The sequence below is a fragment of the Bacillus stratosphericus genome, assembly GCF_020524495.1.
Lineage (GTDB): Bacteria > Bacillota > Bacilli > Bacillales > Bacillaceae > Bacillus > Bacillus stratosphericus_B.
The window spans coordinates 1-21766 of record NZ_JAIVLB010000041.1; the positions used below are offsets into that span (position 1 = coordinate 1).

Here is a 21766-nt window from a genome sequence, read left to right on the forward strand (position 1 = left end):
CACTACTTCTAATTGATTTCTTCTCTCTTCTTCACGTTTCGATAACATGTTCATCCCCCGCAGAATTGTGTTATTACCCTTATTATACAAAAAAGCTTGTAGACTTTGTCTACAAGCTGGAAGCACCTGTTTTGATAACAGGTGCTTTTTTCACATACTTCTAGTGTTTGGATTTAAATCCCATTATCTCCTCATGTATATTCAATCATTGACTTGATGGCTTTCATTTGAGCGAGGTGATGATTTCCATGTAAAGTAATGCTTTCAACTGTTCGTCGGTTTGTTTGATCGACCATTTGCCTTCAACGATAGATTGATCAAATGTGGCTCATCACATATCTGTATGAGTTCATCAAGCTCACGAACTCTCCCAAAGTGATGTGACGATTTCTGTTTTTGTTATTTTTCCAGATACATATGCTTACCTTTTCTCTAATAAAGCATGAATCGTTGATTCTAGTAATGATGGAAAAATGCCAAAAGAGAACGGGACATGCAACCGTTCTGTCCATTTGTGCGGGTCCTTTCCTAATGGACCAACGTTGATGACTGGAACGTAAAGCGCCTCCTTTTCTCCCTGCGGTAATGAATAGCCTTTTTGATAAAGCGGCATGTTGGTCTTGTAATCGCCTATATCCTGTTTTTCAAGCTGTATATAGCTTAAATCAGACAGCCCGGGGAAATATTTCACTTCTTCAACTTCAAGTCCATAAACCTCCTTTGCCTTCCTCTGAATCTTCTTAAGGGTCGTCTTGATATGAGGATCATCTGTTGAGGACACAGAAGGATAAATTGGTGGACTATAGAACAGAACAATCAGTGGGCCATCTTCCTTACAAAGAGTCGTTAGCTCTGATACGATTTTTGTTGAAAAGTCACGATCTCCAAGCTCACCTCTGTTGGCGAATGCATAATTGACAATTCGCTCGACTTCCTGCTCGCCTGACCGTTCAGTGGCTTTTTGATACAGCTCGTGATACGTGAGAACCGTGATACTCATGTCAATCGGTTTAAAATGTTTAAAGTGCTGAAATTCAGCTGTTTTCTCTCTGATATTAGCCTCGATTTGAACTGCTGCTTGTTTCGCTGTTTCGTAGAGAAGCCCGTGCAGCTCTTCACTTGAGCGTTTCATCATGAGTACATTAAATAAAGAAATAGCCGTGTGAGGTGTTTGAACGGAATAAGCTCCTTTTAAGTCCTTTTGCATCAAATTGGTCGGAGGCGGCGTCACTTCACCATCTACTTCTTCGCAATAGTCACTATTGAGCTCTAACAACCTGTTTAATTCAGATACCATAAAATTCGCATTTAATCCTGAAAATGGCTCTCCTACATGCGTTTCAATCCCTTTACAAAAAAAACCAGTAAGCACCTTCCCTATACTGCCGGTATAAATATATTGGTGCTCATCCCCAGGATGTTTTTCAAACATCGGTTCACTGTTTAAACACGCGGTATAGTCAAGTCCATGCTGCTCCTTGAGCTCCTTTAGTGTCGGGACAGCCTCTAGCATTCCCTGTGAATTCACTTCTTCATCTGGGACTGTGACGAGCAGTACATTTCCTTCAAACTTCTCCGTCATCGCTCTTTCCAGCATAGAGAGCTGCACGGTAAGACCTGCTTTCATATCCATAGCCCCTCTTCCAAACAACCAGTCTCCTGAGGCCAAGTCCTCCCTTGCTCTCTTTGGAAGAAGAGCACTTTTTTGAGAAAATGATGCCATCAACTCTTCAGGCTTACACGCCATATGTTGAAATTCTCCGTAATCCTCTGTATCGACTACATCAAAGTGACTGAGAAGCAAGACTGTACGAGACAGCGTACTTCGCTTCACAAGAGCCGTTAAATAATATCGGCCATCCTTCATTCGATGCAAAGCCAAATGATCAGGATTCTGCTCAAAATAAGACCGTTCCCTTAGCAAATAATATAAATATTCTGCTAAAGCTACTTCCCCCGTTGTACCAGATATGCTTTCATACTGCATAAGAACTGTGAGCAGCTCTTTTAGTTCACTTTCCGTTTGCCATTTCATCCCTTTTCCCCCTTTGTTGTCTCTTTCCCTCCATTATACAAAAACGTATATAAAAGCTATATTCTTTGAGCACCTTTTATGATGAAATTTTGAATGGCTAATCGCTATACAATTCAATAAAGGATTTGCCTCAAACAAATCCAAGCGTACGGAACAAAAACAGCCTTCCAGCTAGCTCATGCAGGACGTAAGGTTGAACTAGAAGATGACATACTCGCACGTTTGACGAACAGTAAAAGCCTCCTGTAGAGCCGCCAAAGAGCTTCATACATCCATTGAAGGTCCACGTCAATACGATCGCACATGGTAAAATCTCATAAGAAAAAGGTGTCTATTTTTTGAAATTGGCATCTTTTTTGTTTTTAAGAGAAACATCTCTGCCTTTCGTGCCGTCTTTTAGCTAAAGAACCACTTAGGGGAGATGGAAGAATGAACTCTGCAATGATTGAAAGAACGTATCATATAGATGGACATCAGTTTTATACAAAGCATCGTCAAGGTAAAAAGCAAGCTACGATTATCTTTGAAGCAGGATACGGAAACTCTGGCGACACGTGGGCGTCTATGGCGCCAGACATTGACCCAGAGCTTGGCGTTTTCTTATACGATCGTTTAGGAAATGGAAACAGCAGCGAAAGCCATGCAGGAAGAACCTTGCATGACCTAGCAGATGATTTAGATGCACTACTAAAACAAGCCAATATTCAGCCGCCCTATCTCATTGTCGCCCACTCATTCGGCTCTCTTGTCAGCCGATTATGGGCAAGTCGCAGAAGAGAAGATGTCATCGGCATGGTGCTGTTAGATCCGGCAAGTGAGGAGCAAGAGCAGGTCATCCTGCCGCTTTTATCAAAGGAAGAACGCACTTCATATATGGAGCAATTTACAGTAGAATGTACACATGAGGACTTTCAGAAAATGCTGAGTACGATTAAAAAGAAGCAAACACATTATGGTATGATGCCGCTCCTTGTCATTTCATCAGGTAAAAGCCGATTGTTTCATCCAGCCCACGAGGCCTGGCTTAGACTTCATAAACGAATGCTGTCTTTATCATCACAAAGCGGATGGATTCAAGCGCAGAACAGCTCACACTATATCCATCACGATGAACCGCATATTGTTCAGCTTGCAATTTATGATGTATGGTGTGCAGCAAAGCAACCCGTCTCCTATTATCAAACAGCCAATTAATAAACAAAAACTCCTTGACCGATCATCAGTCAAGAAGTTTCTTTTATTTATGCCATTGGATTGGGGCAGATTGACTTTTTTCAGCTAGCAGCTTTTCAATGCTGACAAGCTGAACACATATTGTAAAGATGTCAATCGCTTGCTCTAGTTCTTCAAGTGTCGGGAACGTTGGGGCAATACGGATGTTACGATCAAGCGGGTCTTTTCCATATGGATATGTCGCCCCTGCACCTGTCAGTCTAACACCTGCTCCTTTTGCTTTTTGCACAACAGCTTTTGCGCAATGATCGAGTGTATTTAAACTAATAAAATACCCTCCATTTGGCTTGTGCCATTCAGCGATGCCTTTTCCCTCAAGCTTTTCATCAAGGATAGAAAGAACGAGGTCAAACTTCGGCTTAATGATGGCTGCATGCTTTTTCATATGTTCCTTCAAGCCTTCGGGATTCTGAAAGAAACGAAGGTGTCTTAATTGATTGATTTTATCTGGACCAATCGTTTGTACTGATAATTGCTTTTGAGTAAAGCCCACATTGTCTTGACTAGATGCCATGAGTGCAACACCTGAGCCTGGGAATGTAATTTTAGAAGTGGATGCAAACATAAACACACGGTTTGGATGTCCTGCTTCCTCTACTGCTTGAAAAATATCTTTTAACGTATCAGGTGTATCTGTTAAATGGTGAACTGCATAAGCATCATCCCAAAAGATACGGAAATCGTCTGCTTTTGTTTTCATTGAAGCAAGGCGATCAACAACTTCATCTGAATACGTAATTCCGTCTGGATTACTATATTTTGGTACACACCAAATGCCTTTAATGGCTTCATCTTCTGCGACCAATTTTTCCACCTGATCCATGTCAGGTCCATCAGCCTTCATATCTACCGTAATCATTTCTATGTTAAATAGCTCACAAATGGCAAAATGACGGTCATACCCTGGGCTTGGTGCAAGGAATTTTACCTTTGGCAGCTCTCCCCAAGGTGTTTTGCTGCCATATACGCCATGAGTCATGGCACGGGCAATCGTATCATGCATCATATTCAGGCTGGAATTACCACCAATGATCATTTGCTCCGGCTTCAAATGCAAAACATCTGCAAAAAATTGCTTCGTTTCAGGTAGGCCTGTAAGGCCACCATAGTTTCGTACATCAGTGCCATCCCCAGCTGTCATCACATCCTTTGATGTCACAACATCGAGCATGCCCATCGACAAATCGAGCTGTTTTGGCGAAGGCTTCCCTCTAGACATGTCTAAGTGTAAGTTTTTACTTTTGTACGTTTCATACTCATTTTGTAGTGTTGAATATCGATCATTCAATTCTGCTTCGCTTAACGCTGTAAAACCGCTCATCTTTGATTGTTCCTCCCGTATCATTCATAGTGTCATTCGTCATTTGTTTTTTCTTCACCATTTTACCACTACCTGAAAAAGAGCGTCATCATAAATATCAAAAAAATCACACAACTGATTCATCCAATTTTTACAGGGATCTTCGATCAATGGTAAAAGAAGAGAAATCATGTGCAGCTTCTGTCAACGGAAAAATATCGCGGGCTTCTTTCAGTAATTGTTTTAGTGCCTCTTCTCCTTGATAACGCGCACTAATATGGGTCAAAATTAACTTTTTTACGCCTGCTTCCTGCGCTGTTTTCGCTGCTTGTTCTGTCGTGCTGTGGTAATAATTGTAGGCTAGTTCTGCATCATCTTTACCGAATGTTGCTTCATGGACTAACACATCCGCATTCTTGGCAAGCTTTGTTATATTCTCGCACAAACGAGTATCTCCTGAAAAGGCAACAATTCTCCCTTTTTTAGGGGGTTCCAAATAATCGGTTCCATCAATCCTTCTTCCATCATCAAGTATAACGGTTTCCCCGTTTTTTAACTTCTGATACAAAGGGCCAGGTTTTACACCGATTTCTTTTAGGTCTTCGGCTTTTAGTGCACCGGGTACATCTTTTTCCACAACCCGATAACCGTAAGCTGGAACTCCGTGAGATACCCGTCTTGCTTCTACTTGAAACGTATTATCCTCAAACACGATGCCTTCATTAATCTCTATGATATGCAGTGGATATGTTAAATTCGTTTGTGTAGCTGAAAGTGCCGCATTGACAAAGGCTTTGATTCCGCTTGGACCATATATCGTCAATTCATCCTCTCCGCCTTGAAAAGACCTGCTACCAAGTAGTCCCGGAAGACCATATACATGATCACCATGCATATGCGTGATAAAGATTTTTTCAATCTTTCTTGGTTTAATCGTTGTATGTAATATTTGATGCTGCGTCGCTTCTCCGCAATCAAAAAGCCACACTGCTTTTCTCTCTTCTAAAAGCTTAAGTGCTGTGCAAGTGACGTTTCTTGTTTTTGCAGGAATACCTGCACCTGTTCCTAAAAAGAGCAGTTCCATTACTTTTTCCTCCTACAGCCGGTTTACAATATCTTCATTCATATAGAATACATGAAGACAGGGTAAATGTGAATTCAGCGGAATTTTTTAAAAAAGTCAAACCTAAGCAGAAAAAGTCGAATCAAATGTTTGCTTTACGAACAATGAACCTATAAAATAAATAAAATGTACATACATTCTCGGTTTTTACTACAATGCTACGAATAAAGTGAGGTACTTTTCGTGAATACAGAAACTAACTATCCAAAAGCAGTAATTATCATTTTTGGCGCAACAGGAGACCTTGCAAAACGCAAGCTCTACCCTTCTATACATAGACTTTATCATAGCGGAAAGCTTGGAGATCAATTCGCCGTTGTAGGTGTTGGACGTCGCCCGTGGTCTCACGAGGACCTCAGAGCTGTGGTAAAAGAATCTGTCTCTTTTGAGGATGCAGAGGCGAAAACAGAGGAATTCATTTCTCATTTCTATTACCATGATTTTGACGTATCAAGCCCTGCATCCTACCAGGCACTCAACACTCTGCTTTCCGGCCTTGAAGATACATACAGTATCCCAAATAACCGTATGTTCTATTTAGCTATGGCACCGGAATTCTTCGGAACGATTGCGAAGTTCTTAAAGAGTGAAAACGTATCAGAAACTACCGGCTGGTCACGACTTGTCATCGAAAAGCCATTTGGACATGACCTGCCTAGTGCCAAAACGTTAAATGAAGAGATTCGTGATGCTTTTACAGAAGATCAAATTTATCGTATTGACCACTATCTCGGTAAACAGATGGTTCAAAACATTGAAGTCATCCGTTTTGCAAATGCCATCTTCGAACCACTTTGGACAAACCGCTATATTTCAAACATTCAAATTACATCTAGTGAATCTTTAGGTGTTGAAGACCGGGCTAGATATTATGAAAGTTCTGGTGCACTAAGAGATATGGTCCAAAACCATATGCTTCAGATTGTCGCACTTTTAGCAATGGAGCCACCAATTAAACTCAATACAGAGGAAATCCGAAGCGAAAAACGGAAAGCATTGCGCGCTCTTCGTCCTTTCTCTAAAGATGAGGTGGATCAATTCTTTGTCCGCGGGCAGTATGATGCTGGTACGATTGATGGCAATATGGTTCCTTCCTATCTTGAAGAGCAAAATGTGGACCCGAACTCAAATACGGAAACATTTGTTGCAGGAAAACTACTCATCGATAACTTTAGATGGGCTGGCGTGCCATTTTACATTCGTACAGGGAAACGTTTAGAAAAGAAATCCACTCAAATCGTGGTTCAATTTAAAGACATTCCAATGAACCTATACTATGGAAACGGGAATTACATGCACCCAAACTTACTCGTTATTCACATTCAGCCGGATGAAGGCATTACCCTTCACCTGAACGCTCGCAAGCTTGATGGTAGAACATATGCCAAACCGATTAAACTCGACTACCAAACAAACTATAACGATATCATGAATACACCAGAAGCATATGAAAAGCTGATTCATGACTGCTTGTTAGGTGATGCAACAAACTTTGCTCACTGGGATGAAGTGGCACTTTCTTGGAACTTTGTTGATCCGATTTCTGAGAAATGGGCAGAAACTATATCGTTAAAACCAAATTATCCTGCTGGTTCTATGGGACCGAAAGAAGCAGATCAACTTCTAGAAAAAGACGGGTATCATTGGTGGAATATATAAAATCGATACTAAAAAAGAGCAGTCTCCCGAGGGGGTTCTGCTCTTTTTTAAAGCCCTGTTTTCGTCATTTCAACAGTTGAAAAGTCAAACTTATCATAGCAATGAATGCTAAAGGAGTATTCAAACGGCCGCGAAGCTAGGCTAGGGGTGTTATAGCCTTTTTCTGTTTCTTTCATAAAGATGAAAACACATCAAAACCATTTAAAACAAAAAAGCTTGGAGAAAAACATAAGTTTCTCTACAAGCTAACCTTACCAAAGGTAAGGTTAAGGTTTTCCGTGTTTCTATCCTTATTTCATCCATTCAGTATGGAATACGCCCTCTTTATCTGTGCGTTCGTACGTATGTGCACCGAAATAGTCACGTTGTGCTTGAATTAAGTTCGCTGGAAGGACCGATGTACGATAGCTATCAAAGTAAGCAAGTGCACTTGAGAATGAAGGAACAGGAACTCCTTGTTCTACTGAAAGTGAAATGACTTTACGAAGTGATGATTGATAGCTTTCCACGATATCCTTGAAGTAAGGATCAAGCAATAGATTTTTCAGTTCAGGGTTACGGTCATATGCTTCTTTAATTTGTTGTAAGAAGGCTGCACGAATGATACACCCACCGCGGAAGATCATGGCAATTTCACCGTATTTTAGATCCCAGTTATTTTGATCAGATGCTGCTTTCATTTGCGCAAAACCTTGTGCGTAGGAGCAAATTTTACTCATGAATAGTGCTTTTCTGACAGCTTCGATAAGCGTTTGTTTATTTTCAGATGATTGAGTCGGCTCAGGTCCTTGGATCAATTTGCTTGCTTCAACACGCTCATCTTTCATCGCAGAAATAAAGCGTGCAAAAACAGACTCCGTGATAATTGGAAGTGGTACACCTAGATCGAGTGAGCTTTGGCTTGTCCATTTTCCAGTTCCTTTTTGTCCAGCTTTATCTAAGATGACATCCACAAGCGGCTGGTTCGTTTCTTCATCCACTTTTGTGAAAATATCGGCTGTAATTTCGATGAGGTAGCTGTCAAGCTCGCCTTTATTCCATTCTGAGAATACTTCATGAAGCTCTTGTGCTGATAATCCAGCGACATGCTTCAAGATAAAGTATGATTCAGAGATGAGCTGCATATCTCCATACTCGATACCGTTATGGACCATTTTGACATAATGCCCTGCTCCATCTGGACCGATGTACGTTGTACAAGGCTCGCCGTCTACTTTCGCAGAGATCGCTTCTAAAATTGGTTTCACAAGCTCATGGGCTTCTTTTTGACCGCCAGGCATAATAGATGGGCCTTTCAATGCACCTTCTTCACCCCCGGAAACTCCTGTACCAATGAAATGAATTCCACTTTCTGCAAGCTCTTGATTACGTCTTTGTGTATCCTTGTAATATGTATTTCCACCATCAATTAAAATGTCACCTTTTTCTAAGTGAGGAAGTAATGATTGAATGGTTGCATCTGTTGCTGCACCAGCTTTCACCATTAAAAGAATTTTACGCGGGGTTTCAAGCGACTGAACAAATTCTTCAATGCTGAATGTTCCAACAACGTTTTTGCCTTTTGATTCTTGAAGAAACTCTTCTGTTTTGCTGCTAGATCTGTTATAAACGGACACGGAGAAACCGCGGCTTTCAATATTAAGGGCAAGGTTTTTCCCCATAACGGCTAGTCCAACCACACCGATTTGTTGTTTTGACATAATTCTGACGTCCCTTCTAACACACTATGTTGATTACTGCTGAAATGATGTACCCTTTGAAATTACCACAATATCACCTCTTTTATCAAGTTTTCAGGCTAGTCATTTCCTCTTTCGTCCTGAAAAAAGTCTTTATTAAAACTTGTACCGCTTGTTCTGCTCTCTTTTTCCTTAATGGTTATCCCTCTTTGAACCAATGATTTTCCATACTTTTCTTTAAGACCATTTAAAATGGATTGGAGCGGCTCTTCTTTTGCATCTTCTGTATAAGAAAATAAATCAAGCTGTTTGACGGCTGATTTTCGTTCAACAAGATCTGTCCCCGTCATACCTAAGAGCCTCACCGGTTGGTCATTCCAGTGCTTAAGGAATAACTGCTTTGCCGCTTCAAAAAGATCTTCCTTCCGATCGGTTGGATTCGTGAGCATAACGCTACGTGTGATATTTTTCCAACTTGCATACCGAATCATGATAAGCAGCCGGTTCGCCATCATTTCTTTTCTCCTTAATCTTGCACTTATCAATTGTGACAGCTTATCGATTAAATTGATGAGTTCATCTGTATCATCTGAATCATGAGGCAGGGTTGAAGAATTGCCGACGGATTTAAATTCGTATATCCTTTCTGGATCAACGATGCCGTTATGGTCTCCGTTCGCCTTTTGCTTTAATCTCGGTCCATTGATGCCTAACAATTCTTTTAACGCATACGCATTCGCTTTTGCTAAATCTTCAATCGTATGGATTCCGATTGTTTTCAACTTATCTGCCGTTTTTTGTCCAACGCCGTGCATGTCACCTGCTGGAAGAGGCCAGAGCATATGCGGGACATCTCGTTTACGCAAAATGGTGATACCCATTGGCTTTTTCCAATTAGAGGCCATTTTCGCTAAAAATTTATTCGGTGCAATACCGATACTTGAAGGAAGCATGAGTTCTTCTACAAGCCTCATCTGAAGGTCATGTGCGGTTTTCACCGCATGCTCGGCATATGGTGTATTTGTTAAATCAATATAACCTTCATCAATCGATACTGGTTCCACTAAATCACTATATTCTCTTAGTATCGTAAACATTTCTTGTGAGGAGCTACGGTACCGGTCAAAGTTTGGTGTAAGGACAATTAGTCCTCGACAAAGCCGCTTTGCTTCCCACAATGGCATCGGCGGCTTTATTCCTAATGCTCTTGCCTCGTAGCTGCAAGTCACAACAATCCCTTTACGCTCTTTCGCATTTCCGCTAATGGCTAAAGGCTTCCCTCTCAAAGAAGGATCATACGCCATTTCTACCGATGCATAAAAACTATTCATATCAATATGAAAAATGATTCGTCCCTTCCTTTGAGAATCAGCCATTTACTTGCCTCCTTCATCTATCTCATCTTCGGTTTGTTCGAATAGACAATTCATATGGTATATAGTACACTGTGAGTAATGAAATGGATGTGATAATCATGATCATCGATACATTCAATGAAGTCTTTTTCCTTGTTGAATTCTTTACGATTATTCTTCCAGCGCTGACGGCCATCGGCATTGCATTCTTATTAAAAGACTGCCGGATGAACGAGCACCTTGGCGGACATCGTTTGGAAGAGTTGGACGCATCTTGCTTGAATCGAACAGATTTTCTGTTTATCATATATGATCGCATTACAACTTGGATTAGTAAAGTCATTCGAATGAAAAGATCATCAAATGATGATGAAGACCATTCGCTCCCTCTCTCTAATTAGATTTCTATTATTGAGGAGGAAATGAATTGAAACGTTTATTAACTGTTTGTACGACTTTATGTTTGATGATGATGACGTCACCTGCCTATGCTGCAAGTGCGCAAACGAATACGAGCTCTGATGGGTTTTTCCATCATTATTTTGTCCAGCCTTTTTCTGAGTTGATCATTTGGCTTGCGAACTTCTTTCATGATGATTATGGTTTATCCATTATGTTCGTGACCTTGATTGTCCGCCTGCTCATTTTCCCGCTTTTTGCCAACCAATTTAAGAAACAAAGAGTCATGCAGGAGAAAATGGCACTGATCAAACCACAGATTGACCAAATACAAAGCAAATTAAAGAAAACGAAAGAACCTGAAAAACAAAAAGAACTGCAAATGGACATGATGAAAGTATACAAAGAGAACAATGTGAATCCGCTGGCGATGGGCTGTCTGCCTATGCTGATTCAAATTCCAATTGTTCTTGGCTTTTACTCGGCTATTCGTTCAACACCGGAGATTGCCACGCATTCGTTTTTATGGTTTAACTTAGGACAAACCGATCTTTTGGTGGCGATCCTTGCAGGTGCTATGTATTTCTTGCAATTTTATGTCACACAAAGATATGCAAAGCAATCAGGTATCCAAACAGAGGCTGCACTAAAACAAGCTAAAATCATGGGCATGATTTTTCCAATCATGATGCTATTTCTTTCAATGAATGCACCCGCTGCTCTTCCTTTATACTGGATGACAAGCGGACTTTTACTCACCATTCAAACCATTATTTTAAATGTGATGTACCAAAAGTCAAAAACGAAAGCTGCGGCAAACGACCAAGTAAACCCAGCTGCTAAATAAAAATTAGCCCCTTATCAATGATATGATACCCTCATAGTAGACAAAAAAAGAAAGCATACTAATCTGTCTATAATGGAGGGGATTTTTTATGGGGAAACACGGAAAACTTATGAGGTATTATGGTTGACAAAAAAGTATGGACTACCACAATCGTATTCAACGCCTGATGAATGAATTGAGGATCTGGGCCATCATCCGAAAATCTATTAAGGCAATCTTACCTATTTAATGATCAACGGCCAAAAACTGTACCTGTCTGTGATGAAAGACTTGTATAATCGTTGCTTACCAGATTTGTCGAAGGAATAACCTGAAACTTGTAGTAGACACTCTTAAAAAAGCAAAAAAAAAAAACGAAATGTAAAGGAGTACTCCTGCATAGCGACCAGAGTTTCCAGTACACATCCCGCCTCTACCACTATCTACTCAAAAAATATCAAATGAAAGCCAGTATGTCGAGAAAAGGAAACTTTTGGGATAATGCTTGCATAGAAAGTTTATTTAGCCATTTTAAAACGGAATGTATGTATTTATATTCATTCAAAACTGCTAAAGCAGTATGTAAATATAGCCCATCAACGGTTCTACTGAAACCCCTTATCAACGGATAAGGGGCTTTTCTTTATGCCAATTCCTCTTTCATTCGCTCTGATAATTGATCGAGATCCTCAATTTTTCCAAGAAACTTACTTGGGTCCACTTGCAAAATCATCTTGTTTTCTCTCTCAACGACGCCGAAGAAATATTCAGATGCTTTTGTGTTCATATGAAATGGCTTGATCTCGCTTAGCTGGATATCAATGATATCTTTTGCATCTGAGACAAGGCACCCAATCATTTGATCGTTTAATTCAAATAGTAAAACCTTGGACTGTTCGGTTACATCAAGCGGCTTTCCGTGAAGCATGACGCCTGTGTCACTGACTGGAATGACCTCTCCTCTTAATGACATGAGTCCTTTAATTTCTTTTGGAAGGTTCGATACTTCTTGTAAATAAGGGACCTTCTCAATCGAACGAATATGCTCTACACTGATGCCAAAATCCTCTTGTCCCACTCGGAAAATAATGATCTTTTGCGTGTTCACAGAGTCTCCTGCCTTTACGATGGATTTGTCGTTTCTTCAATAATGGCGAGAACCATTTCAGCTGTCTTGACTAATTCTTCAATCGGCATTTTCTCGTTTTTCGTATGAATATCTTCATATCCAACAGCTAGGTTGACGGTTGGGACGCCGTTCCCAGCAATGACGTTTGCATCACTGCCTCCCCCGCTTGTCTGTAGTTCTGAAAGCCGGCTGATTTTCTCAGCCGCTTTTTTCGCCACTTCAACGACTTGATCGCCGTGAGAGAATTTGAAGCCTGGATACATGATGTCAATTTGTACATCGGCACTTCCGCCCATTTCTTTAGCGGTTTTTTCAAAGGCTTCTTTCATCTTTGCTACTTGTGCTTCCATTTTTACAGGTTCTAAAGAGCGTGCCTCTGCAAGAATATCGACTTGATCGCAAACAATATTCGTTTGTGTTCCGCCTTCAAAACGGCCGATATTCGCCGTTGTTTCTTCGTCAATGCGGCCGAGCGGCATGCTGGCAATCGCTTTTGATGCAATGGTAATTGCAGACACACCTTTTTCAGGTGCAACACCTGCGTGAGCTGTTTTCCCGTAAATGGTTGCACGTACTTTTGCCTGTGTTGGCGCAGCTACAATAATTGTACCGACCTTGCCATCTGAATCGAGGGCATAGCCATATTTCGCTGTCATCAGCTTTGGATCTAACGCTTTTGCTCCAACAAGTCCTGATTCCTCACCTGTCGTAATAACAAATTCAATGGTTCCATGTGGTAAATTTTTCTCTTTCAGCACCCTAATCGCTTCAAACATAGCGGCAAGTCCTGTTTTATCGTCAGCTCCAAGAATTGTTGTTCCATCCGTCTTGACATATCCGTCTTCAACGATTGGCTTGACCCCGTTACCTGGAACAACTGTATCCATATGAGAAGTGAAATAGATCGTATCAGCCTCTTGTTTTCCTTCAAGTGTGCAGATCAGGTTACCTGCACCGTGACCAGTTTTTGCTTTTGAATCGTCTTCGACCACCTTAAGTCCAAGCTGATTGAATTTCTCTTTTAAAACCTCAACAATTTTTTCTTCATGTTTTGTTTCGGAATCGACTTGAACGAGTTCTAAAAATTCGTCTAATAAGCGTTTCTCATTGATCATGATGGTGCTCCTCCTCTTATAGCGGCATGTTGCCATGCTTTTTTAACGGTCTATCTTCTTTTTTACTGCGAAGCAGGTCAAATGAGCGAATCAACCGCTCCCTCGTTTCAGAAGGCGTTAAAATATCGTCTATCAGCCCTAACTGAGCCGCTTTCACGACATTGGGTTCCATGTCAAACTCTCGTGATGCAGGATGAACAATTTCATCTGCGAACGTTTTTCCCATGACATCAATTTCTGAATCTGGCCATGCATAAACAAAGTCAGCGCCTAATCCCTTGCTATTCATAGCAACATATGCCCCGCCAAACGCCTTTCTTAAAATCACAGTAATTTTTGGGACAGTCGCCTCAGCGTACGCATATAGCAGCTTCGCACCATGACGGATAATCCCCGCATGCTCGGCTTTCTCCCCTGGTAAAAATCCGGGGACGTCTACAAGGGTTAAAATGGGGATATGAAACGCATCGCAAAACCGAATAAACCTGGCTGCTTTATCAGCAGCGTCAAGATCAAGGCTGCCTGCCAGCACCTTTGGCTGGTTGGCGACAAAACCAACCGAAGACCCTTTTAATCTGCCAAAACCTGTGACGATATTTTTCGAGAAACAAGGCTGGGTTTCAAAGAATGAGCCGTGATCAGTTATCGCTTTTACCACTTGTTTGACATCATAGGTGCGTGATGGATCCTTTGGCAATATCGTGCCTGGATCAATGGCATCATGCTTTGATGCCTTCGTCGCATGAATAGCCGTCTGTTGTTTCGTTGGTATGTACGTTAAAAGAGTTCGAACCGCTTGTAACACGTCCTTTTCATCTTTCCCAGTATAGTGCACATTCCCGCTTGTCTGATGCTGAACACTTGCACCGCCAAGCCGGTCAGGACAGACCGTTTCTCCTGTTGCTTTTTCTATGACTTTCGGACCAGTTAAAAACATATGGGCTGTTTGCTCCGTCATCAATACAAAATCAGTCAATGCAGGAGAATAAACTGCACCTCCAGCACAAGAACCTAAAATAACGGATATTTGCGGGATTTGACCAGAGTACAGCACATTACGTTTAAAAATCTGACCGTATCCTTCTAATGATACCACACCCTCTTGAATTCTCGCACCACCTGAGTCTTTTAGACCGATGATAGGCATTTGATTTTGAGCCGCCAAATCCATTAAAGAAGCGATTTTTTTGGCATGCATTTCGCCTAACGAGCCCCCATATACCGTCGCATCTTGTGCATAGACACATACGGGTCTTTCATGAATAAGTCCCGTACCAATGACCACACCGTCACCTACATGCTCTGACCGGTGACCTTTTGCAAACGGCTGGATTTCCATAAAACTTTCTTGGTCAAGAAGTTCATGAAGCCGTTCACGAACAGATAGCTTTCCTTTGTTCCGGTGAACGATTACTCGTTTTTCACCACCGCCCATTAAAGCCTTCTTTCTCCATTTAGACAAGTCATTGAACGATTCATTCATCGCCATATTTCTCTCCTTTCAAGGCCTCACACAATTCAAATAAAACACCCGATGTTTCTTTTGGTGAAATAAACGCGATGCGCTTTCCATTAGCCCCCAATTGTGCAGTTTTTTGAATGAGCTGTACGCCTAGCTGGTCAAGTTGACTAAGGTCAACCTGAATATCACCTGATTTTAATGCAATATGATGAACCCCCTCTCCTCTTTTCGTTAAGAAGGTATGTAGTTTGCTGTGATCTGACATCGGTTCAATCAATTCAATGTGCAGGTCACCTAGTGGAGCGAAGGACGCCTTGATCTCCTGCTCAGGAATTTCTTTTATGTCTGAAAATTGCCAGTTAAACAGGTGGTGAAGCGTTTGACTTGTTTTTTTAATAGAAAAGACAGCAATGGCGATATGATCGATTTGGTTCATCCATTCACTTCCTTTTTTGATCACTTGTCGCATGTGAAAAAACCAGATAAAATAAAGAAAGGTGCGCTCGTCGCAAAAATTTTCGGTTATAGGGGTGCGTTATGTCTCAGAAATTCATGAAATGTATGGTATTGCTCATGATTAGCCTCTTGTTAATTTCTTCACTTTTAGCAGGAGCGGCAACCTTTTTATAAGGGTTTTGATAAAAGCAGACAAGCAGGTTATTCGTTCGATAAACGAATGGCCTGTTTGTCTTTGGCTAGCTTTTCAAATGAATCGTTTGATTTCGTAATCCACACCTTTGTTCCAATTGGAAGCTGTTCAAACAGCTTTTCTACATCTTGATTATGAAGTCTCACACAGCCTGCCGTGATAAATTTCCCGATCGATGTTTCGTCACTTGTCCCATGAATCCCATAGGTTCTCCCATCTGTTCCTCGTGCATCAAATCCAATCCATCTTCGCCCAAGGGGGTTATTCTTCGCGCCACCTTCTATATTTTTTCTTCTGTAATAAGGATCTTTCGCTTTGATCATAATGGTAAATTCACCTTCTGGCGTTAAACCCGTTGTTTTCCCTGTAGAAGCAGGATATACCTCTTGTACTTTTCCATGATCAATATAAGCAAGTTCATTCGTTTGTTTATTAATAATGACATATGGATCTCCTGGAAGCGGATTCTGCCCAATCGGCCAGATAGGCGAAAGGGACATGGTCAACACGGTGTAAAATAAAAGACGCATAGACTCCTCCTTTTTTCATTAGATTGACCAATGAAGGAGGAACTCATGCGTCTCTATTCTTTCATCCCTTTAAAATAGCTTTTCAGCACTAAATATTGTTCCATTTCCCCGAGGAAATGAAAAAGTGCGGCTCTTGCTTCAAATTCTTCTCGTGTTTGTGGAAGCGGAAGAGCATCGAACTCTTCTTTCATATCAATGAGGCGTCTTAAAAACTTATGCGCCGTGTTGCCTGGGTGAATATGTTCGCGTAAGTCTCTGACGTATTCTGCAATGATTTGTCCATGCTCTGTTGTGATGGAAATGGATGTAATTTTTGGAAGCACACGCTCAATGATCTCAAATTGCTTTTGTCTCATGTTGAAATAATGATAATACAGATTTTCATGTCTTAGCACATGATTTTCAACATCACAATATGCGAGAGCTTTTGCTTCCTTGATCAATTGATGTGTCTCTGGTATTTCTTTTCCTGTCCAGTCCTGTTTCCCTGTCATTAAATATTGTTCGATTTCTTCAAAGATTTTTGCAAAATTGGTTTCAATCTGTTCACTGTATTGTTTCAGCTTATTATCAACGCTTGGCATATACAGGTTCATTATGAGTGCTACACCAACACCAATCGTGATCAGTAGAAGCTCATTCCAAATGAGATGAAGGGTAATCCCGCCAGACATGTAAAGATGAAGGATGATGACAGAGCTTGTGACAATCCCTTCTTTAATTCGGAGCAAAACGGTTGTCGGAATGAAGATGAGCAGCATGAGCCCTATGACGAAAGGATGATAACCAATCAGATCAAAAAATAAATAAGAAAATAAAATCGCAAGACTGCATGCTGCAAACCGGGCACCTGATGCTAAGAGTGACCTTTTTTTCGTCACCTGAATACACAGGATCGTAATAATCCCAGCAGCTGAATAATTTTGCAAGCCAAGCATTTGTGCAAGATAAATGGCTATAGCTGTTCCTAATGCTGTTTTCAGCGTTCGGTAGCCGATTTTAAACATGATGTGATTCACTCTTTTCTGTCTTGTTCCATTCACTTTTGTGAAATGATGTATTTTTACTTTCCCCATTATAATCAAAAAAAGAAGAAGATGTTAAGTCTCCTTCTGTTTTTTTAATTATAATATTTTTTGCAAGAAGTCTTGAGCACGCTGCGAAGACGGTGATTCAAAGAATTGCACAGGATTCGCATCTTCCACAATTTTCCCGTCATCCATAAAGATCACACGGTCGGCCACTTCTTTTGCGAAGCCCATTTCATGTGTGACGATTACGAGCGTCATCCCGGATTGAGCCAGCTCTTTCATGACCTCTAATACTTCTTTCACCATTTCAGGATCAAGTGCAGAAGTTGGTTCGTCAAACAGCATAATATCTGGTGTCATCGCAAGGGCACGTGCAATCGCCACACGCTGCTTTTGACCGCCGGATAAACGATTTGGATAATCATCTTTCTTCTCTAAAAGCCCTACCTTTTTTAAAAGGTCTTCCGCTTGTTTGAGACTGTCTTCCTGCGATTGATTCTTCACATTCATTGGAGCATACGTAATATTTTCTAGCACGGTTTTATGAGGAAACAGATGGAAATGCTGAAACACCATGCCAATGTTTTCGCGGACTTTTAGTGCATTGGTTTTTGAATTTGTGATCTCTGTATCCTTAATCGTAATGACACCTGAAGTCGGCTTTTCAAGTAAGTTGATGCAGCGAAGGAACGTCGATTTTCCTGAACCAGATGGTCCAATGACTGAGACAACTTCTCCTTCTTTAATGGTGGTGTCAATTCCTTTCAGTACTTCATTTTTGCCAAACGTTTTTGTTAGTTTCTCTATTTTAATCATTTAATTTTAACTTCCTTTCCACCGATTTGCCGACAAAGGTGAGAACAAGCACGATGACATAATAGATGAGACCTGCAAAAATAAGCGGTTCAAGATAATTATACGTGACGGCACCTGCTTGATAGGCTCGTCTCATGACATCGCCCAGTCCTATGACTGTGACAATAGCAGATTCTTTTGTCAGTGTAATCGTTTCGTTCACAAGTGCAGGGGAAATATTTTTAAATGCTTGCGGAAGCAATAAGTCCTTCATCATTTTAGCATAAGGTATGCCTAAAGCAACGGCCGCTTCTTTTTGACCTTTATCAATCGCATTAATACCCGCACGAATAATTTCAGATACATATGCCGCTGAGTTTAGTGAAAATGCCGCAACAGCAGCCGTGTATTGATCGATTTGAAAGCCAATCAGTTGGGGCAGACCAAAATAGATAATGAGCAGCTGAAGCACAAGCGGTGTGCCTCTAAAAATCGATGTATAAAAATCTGCAAGCCAAATGAGTGGCTTAAATACACTGATTTTGCAGAGCGTTAATAAAATCCCTAAAATAAAACCAATGAAGAGTGACACGACTACAATAGAAAGCGTGACCTTAAGACCTTCTAAAATAAAGGGCATCTGAGGTATTACATCTTTAAAATCCATCATTACATTCTCCTTTTTTTGCCTTCATATGAAATCAAAGAATAAACAGGAAAAAGTTCAACACATGTTGAACTTTTCAGCGCTTTCTAATTAATTTTCATGAATGACGCTGATCCTTTTCTTGACTTACTTTTCATCAGCAAACCATTTTTTAATCAATTGATCAAGTTCGCCATTATCTTTCATTTCTTTTAATGATTGATTGAATTTCTCTGTTAAGTCGCTATTTTTTTTGAATGCAATGGCTAAACCTTCGTTTGAGCTATTCAGTCCAAACGATTGGAAATCTTTTTCCTTTTTTAAATAACCAGCAGCCACTTTGTCTTCAATAATCGCTGCATCAAAACGTCCTGCTTTGATTTCTTGAATGATATCAGAAATTTTATTACGATCTTCAACCTTTAAATTATATTTCTTTTGCAAATCGTTTGCTTCATCTTGTTGAATAGATCCTAATTGAACACCAACTGTTTTGTCTTGTAAATCTTTCTCTGTTTTTATACCGCTTGATTTCTTTGATACAACCATGTTTTCTGCATTGTAATATACATCAGAGAAATCAACTTCTTTTTTACGTTTTTCTGTAGGCGTCATTCCTGCAAGAACAATATCAGCTTTGTTTGTTTTAAGTGCTGATACAAGGCTCGCAAAGTCCATGTCTTGAATTTCTAGTTTATAGCCATTCTTTTTCGCAAGTGCTTTTGCAAGATCTACATCAAAACCAACAATTTTATCGCCATCTTTTGATTCAAATGGCGGATAATCTGCTGATGTCGCCATAACGAGTGTTTTGTCATCCCCTGATGCGTTTGAATTATTAGAAGAAGTTCCGCACGCTGCTATTGCAGTTGCCAGACCAGCTGTCATAAGTAATAATAACCACTTTTTCATATGATAATGCCTCCCAGTATTTAAACTTATGTGTAGATTTGAATATTTATTCACTATAATGTATTTTAAACACTTTCTTTTTGATATGCAATAGTAATTTTCTAAAATTTTTTTGATTCTTATGCCTTATAAAACAAAAAAACAGACCGATCAAAAGACCGGACTGCTTCATATTTATTCGTCCAAAAGTACCATTTTATATTTCTTCACAATGCTCATCGAAAGCGGCCTGAAGTTTTGACACCACTTCCATTGCCTCGTGTCCTTCAATTTCATGACGCTCCACCATTTTGATGATCTTTCCATCCTTTAATAGGGCAAATGATGGTGAAGACGGCGGGAAACCTTCAAAGTATACACGTGCTCTTGCCGTTGCCTCTTTGTCCTGTCCAGCAAACACTGTTAGCAATTGATCTGGACGCTTATCGTAATGAACCGAATAACCAGCAGCTGGCCTTGCAATACTGCCAGCACAGCCGCATACTGAATTGACCATGACAAGTGCCGTTCCTTTTTTAGTCAGTGCTTCATCTACTTCTTCAGCTGTTGTCAGTTCTGTGTAGCCTGCTTGCTTAATCTCTTCTCTCGCTTGTTTCACAATATCATTCATAAATAAATTAAAATCAATATTCATATCCGTCCACTCCTTCTACGTACCAAAACCATTTTCTCCATCATATCAAGGAAAACGCCTTTGAGCAAATGTGTTGTCTGTTCCCATCTCTCTTTTTCCGCGCATCGTTTATGAGCTGTCAAATTGGGGAAAAGTAATGAAAAAGAGATATAAGGGAGAACTGCATGATGGCACAAATTAAGAAAGCGATGCTTATATATAATGGAAATGCTGGACAAAAAAACATAGAAAAAACATTAGGTCAAACAGTTCCTCTTCTTTCTCTATATATTGATGAACTCATACTTAAACCAACGAAATTGCCACGGGATGCCTATCATTTCTGCCGTGCGATAGATGAGACAGTTGAATTGCTGATTATAATAGGGGGAGATGGAACCGTACATGAATGTATGAACGGTATCGGTGGTTTAGCAAAAAGGCCAGCTGTAGCGATATTACCGGGCGGGACATGCAATGACTTTTCTAGAACGCTTGGCATTCCTCAACAAATGCAAAAAGCCGCTCAAATGATTGTAGACGGGAAGAAAAAAAAGGTTGACTTCGTGAAAGCCGAAGATCGATACTTTTTAAACTTCTGGGGGATTGGTCTTATTGCAGACACCTCCAATAATATTAATAACAAAGAAAAAGCCTTACTGGGAAAAATCAGCTATTTTACGAGTGCCATTCGGACCCTTCAGCAAACAGATCTTTTTCACGTACGTATTGAAACCGAAGAGGAAAACTGGGAAGAGGAAGCCGTGTTCGTCCTAGTGATGAATGGACAATTTATCGGAACAAATAAAATTGATTTACCAAATGCCGCAATTGATGATGGAAAAGCTGAGATTTTAATTTGCAGAAATACTAGTTTCTCTGCTTTAAAAGAGATATTTTCAATGAATCGGGAAGAGCTAGAGGATTTTACCGGAGACCTGTCTCTCATACAAGCATCTCGTATTCATATCCACACAAAAGAGGAAATGAATGTAGATACAGATGGTGAAGTCTACATGACATCTCCCTCTTCCCTCGAGGTATTAAAACAACACTTGACCTTTATTGTTCCATCAGAATAAAAAACGCCCGACTTCAGGGACTGACCCCCGTTTTTGAGACAGGGATCAAAACACCTTTATACAGCCAATTGCGTATAGTTTATCGGTGATTGGTTGTTTAGTTTTGTTTGAATACGAATGTTGTTATAATAATAAATGTATTCTTTGACAGTGCGTTCTACGATGTTGGTCGTAGTTCGATCAATCCTGTTAA

General features: G+C 40.4%; 22 protein-coding genes. 6 read left to right on the forward strand and 16 right to left on the reverse strand.

Annotation, left to right across the window (positions count from 1 at the left end; genetic code table 11):
* Window positions 1-421 precede the first annotated feature (421 nt).
* Entirely contained in the window at window positions 422-2035 is a 1614-nt protein-coding gene (locus LC033_RS13845) for a M20/M25/M40 family metallo-hydrolase (protein WP_226569406.1), read from the reverse strand.
* A gap of 429 nt (window positions 2036-2464) precedes the next feature.
* Between LC033_RS13845 and LC033_RS13850 the strand changes: the two genes are divergently transcribed.
* Window positions 2465-3229: an alpha/beta fold hydrolase gene (locus LC033_RS13850; protein ID WP_226569408.1), complete on the forward strand. Its 765-nt coding sequence runs from the start codon at window positions 2465-2467 to the stop codon at window positions 3227-3229.
* 43 nt (window positions 3230-3272) lie between these two features.
* On the opposite strand, the gene LC033_RS13855 is transcribed toward LC033_RS13850, so the two are convergent.
* Both LC033_RS13855 and rnz read right to left on the reverse strand, forming a co-directional pair.
* Window positions 3273-4589, reverse strand: a complete 1317-nt coding sequence (locus LC033_RS13855; RefSeq protein ID WP_226569410.1) for an aspartate aminotransferase type Ic — start codon at window positions 4587-4589, stop codon at window positions 3273-3275.
* 130 nt (window positions 4590-4719) lie between these two features.
* On the reverse strand, window positions 4720-5652 hold the full coding sequence (rnz, locus tag LC033_RS13860) for a ribonuclease Z (protein WP_226569412.1): 933 nt from the start codon (window positions 5650-5652) through the stop codon (window positions 4720-4722).
* A 222-nt stretch (window positions 5653-5874) separates the two neighbouring features.
* Here rnz and zwf point away from each other — a divergent pair, with 222 nt between their 5' ends.
* Complete coding sequence (gene zwf, locus LC033_RS13865) at window positions 5875-7350, forward strand: glucose-6-phosphate dehydrogenase (protein WP_226569414.1); 1476 nt, start codon at window positions 5875-5877, stop codon at window positions 7348-7350.
* 290 nt (window positions 7351-7640) lie between these two features.
* Here the strand turns inward: zwf and gnd are convergent, their stop codons facing one another.
* Window positions 7641-9050 carry an NADP-dependent phosphogluconate dehydrogenase gene (gene gnd, locus LC033_RS13870; RefSeq protein WP_226569416.1) on the reverse strand — a complete coding sequence of 470 codons (1410 nt, stop codon included), beginning with the start codon at window positions 9048-9050 and terminating at the stop codon, window positions 7641-7643.
* A 98-nt stretch (window positions 9051-9148) separates the two neighbouring features.
* Window positions 9149-10405, reverse strand: coding sequence for a DNA polymerase IV (locus LC033_RS13875; RefSeq protein ID WP_226569418.1), 1257 nt, complete (start codon window positions 10403-10405; stop codon window positions 9149-9151).
* Window positions 10406-10503: 98 nt separating this feature from the next.
* Between LC033_RS13875 and LC033_RS13880 the strand changes: the two genes are divergently transcribed.
* Entirely contained in the window at window positions 10504-10785 is a 282-nt protein-coding gene (locus LC033_RS13880; protein ID WP_099726714.1) for a hypothetical protein, read from the forward strand.
* A 26-nt stretch (window positions 10786-10811) separates the two neighbouring features.
* Complete coding sequence (locus LC033_RS13885) at window positions 10812-11630, forward strand: membrane protein insertase YidC (protein WP_226569420.1); 819 nt, start codon at window positions 10812-10814, stop codon at window positions 11628-11630.
* 622 nt (window positions 11631-12252) lie between these two features.
* On the opposite strand, the gene LC033_RS13890 is transcribed toward LC033_RS13885, so the two are convergent.
* Genes LC033_RS13890 through mce form a run of 4 tightly spaced genes read right to left on the reverse strand, consistent with a single transcriptional unit; the run spans window position 12253 to window position 15751 of the window.
* The gene (locus LC033_RS13890) at window positions 12253-12717 is read right to left on the reverse strand and encodes a chemotaxis protein CheW (protein ID WP_226569422.1); all 465 of its coding nucleotides are present in this window, start codon (window positions 12715-12717) and stop codon (window positions 12253-12255) included.
* A gap of 14 nt (window positions 12718-12731) precedes the next feature.
* A complete protein-coding gene (locus tag LC033_RS13895; protein ID WP_226569424.1) occupies window positions 12732-13853 on the reverse strand; it encodes a M20/M25/M40 family metallo-hydrolase in 1122 nt (373 codons plus the stop codon).
* Between the two features lie 16 nt (window positions 13854-13869).
* A complete protein-coding gene (locus LC033_RS13900; protein WP_226569426.1) occupies window positions 13870-15342 on the reverse strand; it encodes an acyl-CoA carboxylase subunit beta in 1473 nt (490 codons plus the stop codon).
* Window positions 15329-15751, reverse strand: a complete 423-nt coding sequence (mce, locus tag LC033_RS13905) for a methylmalonyl-CoA epimerase (protein WP_226569428.1) — start codon at window positions 15749-15751, stop codon at window positions 15329-15331. The genes LC033_RS13900 and mce overlap by 14 nt, the downstream gene beginning before the upstream one ends.
* 101 nt (window positions 15752-15852) lie before the next feature.
* Between mce and prli42 the strand changes: the two genes are divergently transcribed.
* Entirely contained in the window at window positions 15853-15945 is a 93-nt protein-coding gene (gene prli42, locus LC033_RS13910; protein WP_264188764.1) for a stressosome-associated protein Prli42, read from the forward strand.
* A 27-nt stretch (window positions 15946-15972) separates the two neighbouring features.
* Here prli42 and LC033_RS13915 read toward each other — a convergent pair whose 3' ends face one another.
* The 6 genes from LC033_RS13915 to LC033_RS13940 all read right to left on the reverse strand — a co-directional run bounded on the left by LC033_RS13915 (window position 15973) and on the right by LC033_RS13940 (window position 20512).
* Window positions 15973-16494 carry a L,D-transpeptidase gene (locus LC033_RS13915; protein WP_226569431.1) on the reverse strand — a complete coding sequence of 174 codons (522 nt, stop codon included), beginning with the start codon at window positions 16492-16494 and terminating at the stop codon, window positions 15973-15975.
* Between the two features lie 53 nt (window positions 16495-16547).
* A complete protein-coding gene (locus LC033_RS13920) occupies window positions 16548-17501 on the reverse strand; it encodes an aromatic acid exporter family protein (protein WP_226569433.1) in 954 nt (317 codons plus the stop codon).
* A 117-nt stretch (window positions 17502-17618) separates the two neighbouring features.
* A complete protein-coding gene (artM, locus tag LC033_RS13925) occupies window positions 17619-18341 on the reverse strand; it encodes an arginine ABC transporter ATP-binding protein ArtM (RefSeq protein WP_226569435.1) in 723 nt (240 codons plus the stop codon).
* The gene (gene artQ, locus LC033_RS13930; protein WP_226569444.1) at window positions 18334-18987 is read right to left on the reverse strand and encodes an arginine ABC transporter permease ArtQ; all 654 of its coding nucleotides are present in this window, start codon (window positions 18985-18987) and stop codon (window positions 18334-18336) included. The genes artM and artQ overlap by 8 nt, the downstream gene beginning before the upstream one ends.
* A gap of 126 nt (window positions 18988-19113) precedes the next feature.
* Complete coding sequence (locus LC033_RS13935) at window positions 19114-19878, reverse strand: transporter substrate-binding domain-containing protein (protein WP_226569437.1); 765 nt, start codon at window positions 19876-19878, stop codon at window positions 19114-19116.
* A 196-nt stretch (window positions 19879-20074) separates the two neighbouring features.
* Window positions 20075-20512 (reverse strand): BrxA/BrxB family bacilliredoxin, encoded by a 438-nt coding sequence (locus LC033_RS13940; protein WP_226569440.1) that lies wholly within the window; start codon window positions 20510-20512, stop codon window positions 20075-20077.
* Between the two features lie 167 nt (window positions 20513-20679).
* Here LC033_RS13940 and LC033_RS13945 point away from each other — a divergent pair, with 167 nt between their 5' ends.
* Window positions 20680-21573, forward strand: coding sequence for a YegS/Rv2252/BmrU family lipid kinase (locus LC033_RS13945; RefSeq protein ID WP_226569441.1), 894 nt, complete (start codon window positions 20680-20682; stop codon window positions 21571-21573).
* Between the two features lie 56 nt (window positions 21574-21629).
* Here LC033_RS13945 and LC033_RS13950 read toward each other — a convergent pair.
* A partial coding sequence (locus tag LC033_RS13950; RefSeq protein ID WP_226569445.1) for an IS3 family transposase occupies window positions 21630-21766 on the reverse strand: 137 nt, incomplete at its 5' end.

What these genes read in the sequence shown, in the direction of transcription:
- prli42 (WP_264188764.1), top strand. Translation starts at nt 15,853, where the DNA reads ATGTCTCAGAAATTCATGAAATGTATGGTATTGCTCATGATTAGCCTC.
- LC033_RS13855 (WP_226569410.1), bottom strand. Translation starts at nt 4,589, where the DNA reads ATGAGCGGTTTTACAGCGTTAAGCGAAGCAGAATTGAATGATCGATAT.
- artM (WP_226569435.1), bottom strand. Translation starts at nt 18,341, where the DNA reads ATGATTAAAATAGAGAAACTAACAAAAACGTTTGGCAAAAATGAAGTA.
- rnz (WP_226569412.1), bottom strand. Translation starts at nt 5,652, where the DNA reads ATGGAACTGCTCTTTTTAGGAACAGGTGCAGGTATTCCTGCAAAAACA.
- LC033_RS13895 (WP_226569424.1), bottom strand. Translation starts at nt 13,853, where the DNA reads ATGATCAATGAGAAACGCTTATTAGACGAATTTTTAGAACTCGTTCAA.
- LC033_RS13935 (WP_226569437.1), bottom strand. Translation starts at nt 19,878, where the DNA reads ATGAAAAAGTGGTTATTATTACTTATGACAGCTGGTCTGGCAACTGCA.
- LC033_RS13940 (WP_226569440.1), bottom strand. Translation starts at nt 20,512, where the DNA reads ATGAATATTGATTTTAATTTATTTATGAATGATATTGTGAAACAAGCG.
- LC033_RS13915 (WP_226569431.1), bottom strand. Translation starts at nt 16,494, where the DNA reads ATGCGTCTTTTATTTTACACCGTGTTGACCATGTCCCTTTCGCCTATC.
- artQ (WP_226569444.1), bottom strand. Translation starts at nt 18,987, where the DNA reads ATGGATTTTAAAGATGTAATACCTCAGATGCCCTTTATTTTAGAAGGT.
- LC033_RS13845 (WP_226569406.1), bottom strand. Translation starts at nt 2,035, where the DNA reads ATGAAATGGCAAACGGAAAGTGAACTAAAAGAGCTGCTCACAGTTCTT.
- gnd (WP_226569416.1), bottom strand. Translation starts at nt 9,050, where the DNA reads ATGTCAAAACAACAAATCGGTGTGGTTGGACTAGCCGTTATGGGGAAA.
- LC033_RS13880 (WP_099726714.1), top strand. Translation starts at nt 10,504, where the DNA reads ATGATCATCGATACATTCAATGAAGTCTTTTTCCTTGTTGAATTCTTT.
- LC033_RS13900 (WP_226569426.1), bottom strand. Translation starts at nt 15,342, where the DNA reads ATGGCGATGAATGAATCGTTCAATGACTTGTCTAAATGGAGAAAGAAG.
- LC033_RS13945 (WP_226569441.1), top strand. Translation starts at nt 20,680, where the DNA reads ATGGCACAAATTAAGAAAGCGATGCTTATATATAATGGAAATGCTGGA.
- LC033_RS13850 (WP_226569408.1), top strand. Translation starts at nt 2,465, where the DNA reads ATGAACTCTGCAATGATTGAAAGAACGTATCATATAGATGGACATCAG.
- LC033_RS13875 (WP_226569418.1), bottom strand. Translation starts at nt 10,405, where the DNA reads ATGGCTGATTCTCAAAGGAAGGGACGAATCATTTTTCATATTGATATG.
- mce (WP_226569428.1), bottom strand. Translation starts at nt 15,751, where the DNA reads ATGAACCAAATCGATCATATCGCCATTGCTGTCTTTTCTATTAAAAAA.
- LC033_RS13920 (WP_226569433.1), bottom strand. Translation starts at nt 17,501, where the DNA reads ATGTTTAAAATCGGCTACCGAACGCTGAAAACAGCATTAGGAACAGCT.